This is a genomic window from Priestia sp. P5_B4 (assembly GCF_056400385.1).
Genome location: NZ_JBFULJ010000207.1, coordinates 1 through 5,665, shown reverse-complemented (window position 1 = coordinate 5,665; position 5,665 = coordinate 1). Strand labels below are relative to the sequence as shown.

Genomic DNA, 5,665 nt, shown 5'->3' with positions numbered 1-5,665 from the left:
GTATAGTGGTAAAATCATCATCGCAGACAATAGTACCATCATACAAACTAGAATTAGCAGAAGACCGATTGTAAACATCGGATACTTAAAGGCTTTAAGATCTAACATTGGCTCTTCCATCTTCGTTTGACGAATAGAAAACGCAACTAACGCAATAGTTCCAATCACAAGAGTTAGAATAACCTGTAGACTTTCCCAGCCCCCGCCTTCTCCGGCGCTGCTAAATCCAAACACGATTCCGCCAAAACCGATTGTTGAAAGAACAACAGAAATCATATCGATTTTTGGCTTCGTTGGTGTGGTAACGTTCTGCATAAAGAAAGCTCCAAACACTAAGGCAACAAATAACAGCGGAAGTGAAATCCAGAAAATCCAGTGCCATGTTAATGTTTTTAAGATTAAGCCTGATACAGTTGGTCCAACAGCTGGCGCAAACATAATAACAAGACCGATAATCCCCATTGATTTTCCACGTTTATGCGGCGGGATAATAACAAGAATCGTGTTAAACATAAGCGGTAAAAGTAAAGCAGTTCCAACGGCCTGCACGACACGGGCAATCATGAGTACCCCAAATGTTGGTGCAATAGCCGCAATAAATGTTCCAATGATGGAGAAAATTAGAGATGCTATAAAAAGCTGTCTGGTCGTAAACCGCTGAAGAATAAAACCTGAAATAGGCACCAAAATTCCTAACGTTAACAGATACCCTGTTGTCAGCCACTGTGCAGTTGTTTCGTGAATGCCAAAGCCAGAAATTAGCTCTTTTAACGCCATATTTAAAGCTGTTTCACTAAATAAACCGATAAATCCAGCAATAAGAAACGACGTTATAATCGGCAGCACTTTGATGTTCGAGCTTTCGGCTACTGTTTGTTGATTACTCATATTAAATTGTCTTCCTCTCTTTTACATACTCTTTTTGGTGAACGTTTTTTCTATCTCAATGATAAGTTGATTAGCAGACAAACAATGCATATTGATATAAAGATTAGGGATAGATTTAAGGCATTATGTTGACTAAGCTTTTTCTTTCTCTTCTCTTTTGACCGAAGTGCTTTTTGTCTTCTAAATTCGTTTCTTTCCACAGATACCTCTCCATTTCATTTCTAAATCAACTTTAGAAACCTTCCTATGTAAACTAATTTCTATTCCTAATATGGAATTTTTAATAAGTAAGTTAAAACGAAATAGAACTATAAAATGAATTTCACTCTATATAACAGGAATATTGTAACACAGCTATAAGTACTGTTTCTATCTAAAATATACTAAATAACAACAGCTATATACCTAACTTAGTGCCTATGACAATTAAAATTTGTTTCTGTTATATGCTTTTTGTTCTGTTTGCCCTAATAGAACACAGCTAACTTTTTAATCATCAGTCAAAAGAAATAGTATCAGAAATGAAGTAATAGTAAAAATTGATACTATGGAGGTGTTTTCTTATGAAAAAGTATGAAGTAACATTTCATCTAATTAACGGTGAGATAAGTCATTTAGTTGAAGCTAAATCACTTATTCGTGCAAAGAACTACATACAGTATAGGTTTGAAGACAAAAGTAAAATATTGGATTTATCAAATGAGTTGGTCATTGTTAAAAGGAACGTCCAATACTTTACAGTAGTTGAAAAAGAATAATTAGCTATGTAAAAGGACGTTATCTACAAAAGTAATGTCCTTTTCTATCCATACAATATCTTATAGGGTAGTCTCTTTTTCCCTATTCTAGTCACTAAAATTTTTCTCCGACTTGAAGCCAAAATAGATTTTGCGCCCTCTAAGCGTACCTTTAATTTAGTCTACTAATTTTTCTTTTTTGGATAAAATTCATTATTCCATACTWTTTAGATAAAGTAAGAAACAAGCTAAATACATGCATTTAATGTGCAGACAAACGCTCTCTGAGGAAATTGTTTTTTGAGACAAACAACTCGAATTCACATACTAAATTCATCTAAACAAAAGGCTCCATCAAATTTTAATATTGATATTAAGCGTAAAAACAGAACTCCCTATTTTATGAAAGCTCTGTTTTGTTTATTCACTATTATGTATATTTTCTGCGTCACAACGTAATTTATAAAAATCCTGAACTAATGTATTTTCTTCTAAAATGAATTCTTTCATTTTACGTAAAATTCTTTTCCCTACACGGCGGTCCAACACACACAATATTTTTATTAACAACATATCTGCAAAGCGTACATGTAGAAATTAAAAGAGCAAACTCACTGCCATGCGAGTTTGCTCTTTCAATTCTTCACTCAAATTGCTCGAGTTTAACTTATTGTCCTATATCCTTCATCCTTTTAAGAGCTTTTCTATATTCTTGATCTCTCATATGCAGCATTTTATCAGCAGAAGGTTTAGGCTGACCAAATTTTTTTAAAGCTTCTCTATACTCGCTGTCACCAATGACTTGAGTTGAAACAGCCTCTTTAAGTGAACGTTCAACAACGGGAGTAGCTTTTTTATTGGGAAGCTCTTCCGTACTCAGCTTTTCTTTATGTGTTTCTTTGTCATGCGGCTTATGAGCCAGCTTGTGGCCTTTACCTGTTAGGAACATCAAAAACGAAAGAACTAATACCACAATGCTCAATACACACGAAAACGTAGAAAATGTATGATACGTAATGATTTCAGATTTTACATGTAGAGATTGAGTGAAATTTTCTTTACTAGCCACCTGGCTCTCTGCGCTTACTGTTGCAAGGTGATCTTTATACACCTTTGCAAAGACGATACTGCTGATTACAGGGATGACCGCAGATACTGTAACTCTTATAAATTGAACCGTGACCATCCGAGGGACTAAACTTGGTAGCGGTCCGCCTAAAGCAGCACCCATAAGACCTGCAGCAACTGTGAATCCTACTCCTGCGATTAAGGCGGCAAAGCTGCTAACAAAGAGAAATGCAGAAGCATGACCGTCTACATACATCCACTGTATGTTCACTCCCATAATAATGACCGCTCCTATAATACCTAATACTCCCGGTCCAACTTTATCATATAATACGGCACTTAATACGGCCGCAATCACTATTCCCGCAAAAAGCCCGATATAGATCAATGAAGTGTCTCCTTTATCAAAACTAGATCCGCTTTTAAGCATTCCTTGTAGAGATAAAAGAGTTAAACTCATGCTAATATTGCCTATAACAGCGATCAGGATAGCAAGAGTTGGTTTTCGAGAAGCCACTAATCTAAAGGGAATTAAAGGATTTTTAATATGCCATTCTGCTGCGAATAAAAAGCATAGAAAAATGATGCTTCCCACTATGCCTATCCAAACATAAGTAGATGCCCATCCTGATTTTTGGAGATTAAGTAATGTAAACGTAATAAATGCAGTAACCATAAACATTAACGCTACACCGATGATGTCAAATGGTTCATGGTGTTTGTGCTGTTGCTTAGCGTGATCATTTGTTAGAAATTTGTAGCTGAAGCATATTCCCAGTAAGGAAAGGACGGCCGCTATATAAAATAACCATCTCCAGTGTCCGTAGCTGTTCACTAACATTCCGAGAAAAATGCCCACAACGCTAGATCCATAAAATCCGCCAATAAGAATCAGTAATGCCAAGTTCCGTTTCTGAATCGGAAAAGAAAGAACCAGCATTGGAATCATCATCATAAGTGCTAAGCCCGTTCCTGTTCCTTGTAAAAAACGACCAATGCCCATTCCTAAGAAGCTGTTAGAAGCAATGCTTACAATAGCTCCTATAAGAAACAAACACATCGAAAGAACATACGTCCCTACAAATGCTATGGAAAGTATAAACACAGACTGTACAAGAGTTGATTTTGCCGCTATTACTTTAGAAAGCATCCCATCGCTGCAGGTATTTTGATAAATGGTTTCCTGAGCTACATCTCGAAGCTGATAGGCAGGACCCATCATTATCAAAAGTACTAAAGCTAGATACGGGTTCGTTACTAGACCGTAAAAACCGGTTAAAACAGCATAACCGAGTGAGCCTGCGAACATAAAAAGCAAAAGCCTTCCTTTTACTATAGAAGACATTCGGTACACAATAATTCCTCCAACTATGCTTCCAAAATAATACGCACCGTTTATATATCCCCACCACGCTTCTCCTTTTTCAAGCACTTCTTTCACAAAAGAAAGAGTAATAGCTCCAATCCAAATGGTTCCAAAAAGCGACTCGATGATGTCCATTATAACGAGGGCTCTGATGCGTTTATGTATCCATAAAAAGCGCCATCCTTCCATTAGTTTTGCCGCTCTTCGCTTTTGTGTTTGTTTATATGTATGGGCTTCTTTTATAAACAGTAAGCAAACAAATGAGAGCGATAGAAGACCTGCCGTTATAAAGAGAGACTGAGTGGATCCCGTTAAGGACAAAACGAAACCACCAAGCGACCACCCTGCAAACAGAAAAGTTTGATCAATTGTTGAAAGCAAGCTATTCGCCTGCATTCTTTGACTATCATTTACTAAGCTGCGTACAACTGACGTTTTAAAAATGGAAAAAAAGCCGTTAAAAAAAGAAATGATTCCAACAATGATAAAACCCATCGTTAGTACTGTGACTGTAAATTCTTGTGTAAGCAGCACATACAATCCAACAAGCATCCCTATCTGCATCACTTGAACAGACCGCATAATGTGAATGGATTTATACGTATCGGCTAGTAAAGGTACGATAAGGCCGCTAAGGAGCCGTGCAAGTAAGCTCGTCATCGTAATCATCGACGCAAGAGCTGTTGAACCGGTGTTTTCCTTTATATAGGAAGTGACAGCCATTGTATAAAGAACAAAACCTACATTTGCGGTTACTTGACTTGCTGCTAAAAGATAAAAACGCTGAGTCAATTCTTTTCTCCTTTCTGTTAGACGTAACATGCAAAAAGATAATTTATTTTTGTTAATTTTTCCCTTTTTAAACTATAACACTATTTGACGAAATCCAAAACTATCTATAATTTAGTAGATGGAGGTTTTTATGTTTAAATATAGTTTTCTTATTGTTCTTATCGCTTTTTTAMTTATTAACTTTAACGGCCAGGAAAATCAAATTGTAGGAGGCAAAATAAAAAAGGAACGAAGTGAGGTTTTCTTTGGCGAATACGACAGCTTTACGGGCCGCTACTCCCGGAGCATTAAACTCAAAAAAGGCGTAACCTACGCTTTTACGCTATCTAAAAATACCAAAAGCGGAGACCTGTCCCTGTACGTAGAAGATCCAAAACAGACACTATTTTTTGAAATGACTAATAACTCTCTTTATTTAACACCTGAAAAAACAAGGAGATATCGTATTAATTTTGTAGGCTCTGAGCATAAAGGCTCTTTTCAGCTTCACTGGAAAAGCAGTAATCAAAAAGAGCGCGAAAAATTTGTGTAATACCATTTTAGACAACGCTTAAACGAGGAGGAATGGTTTATGATCATTAATCAAGCTGTCCTGTACACCCACTTGTTGGACACAATGAAGGATTTTTATGTAAATTCTCTCGATTTTCCATTAACCGCCGCTTCACCGCGTTCTTTTTCCATCAAGGTTGGTGAAAGTGAGCTAACCTTTAAAGAAAGTTCTCTACATACAAAGCCCTTTTACCATTTTGCTTTTAATGTTCCAGCAAACCGGTTTATGGAAGCAAAGCAATGGGCTACTCAGAGAGTCTTC

5 protein-coding genes and 1 pseudogene are annotated in these 5,665 nt (G+C 36.7%); 3 read left to right on the top strand and 3 right to left on the bottom strand.

What is annotated here, in order from left to right:
* The coding region (locus AC1DRF_RS15430) for an MFS transporter (protein ID WP_477741081.1) at positions 1-888 on the bottom strand (888 nt) is incomplete at its 3' end.
* 563 nt (positions 889-1,451) lie between these two features.
* On the opposite strand from AC1DRF_RS15430, the gene AC1DRF_RS15425 reads away from it, so the two are divergent.
* On the top strand, positions 1,452-1,646 hold the full coding sequence (locus tag AC1DRF_RS15425) for a hypothetical protein (RefSeq protein WP_043978207.1): 195 nt from the start codon (positions 1,452-1,454) through the stop codon (positions 1,644-1,646).
* 399 nt (positions 1,647-2,045) lie between these two features.
* Here AC1DRF_RS15425 and AC1DRF_RS15420 read toward each other — a convergent pair.
* Together AC1DRF_RS15420 and AC1DRF_RS15415 are read right to left on the bottom strand one after the other, a co-directional pair.
* Positions 2,046-2,195 (bottom strand): annotated as a pseudogene (locus AC1DRF_RS15420) (SF0329 family protein); the annotation flags it as partial.
* 97 nt (positions 2,196-2,292) lie between these two features.
* Positions 2,293-4,851, bottom strand: coding sequence for an MFS transporter (locus AC1DRF_RS15415; protein ID WP_477741080.1), 2,559 nt, complete (start codon positions 4,849-4,851; stop codon positions 2,293-2,295).
* Between the two features lie 130 nt (positions 4,852-4,981).
* On the opposite strand from AC1DRF_RS15415, the gene AC1DRF_RS15410 reads away from it, so the two are divergent.
* On the top strand, positions 4,982-5,383 hold the full coding sequence (locus AC1DRF_RS15410) for a hypothetical protein (protein ID WP_477741079.1): 402 nt from the start codon (positions 4,982-4,984) through the stop codon (positions 5,381-5,383).
* Between the two features lie 39 nt (positions 5,384-5,422).
* On the top strand, positions 5,423-5,665 hold a 243-nt coding region (locus AC1DRF_RS15405; RefSeq protein WP_477741078.1), incomplete at its 3' end, for a VOC family protein.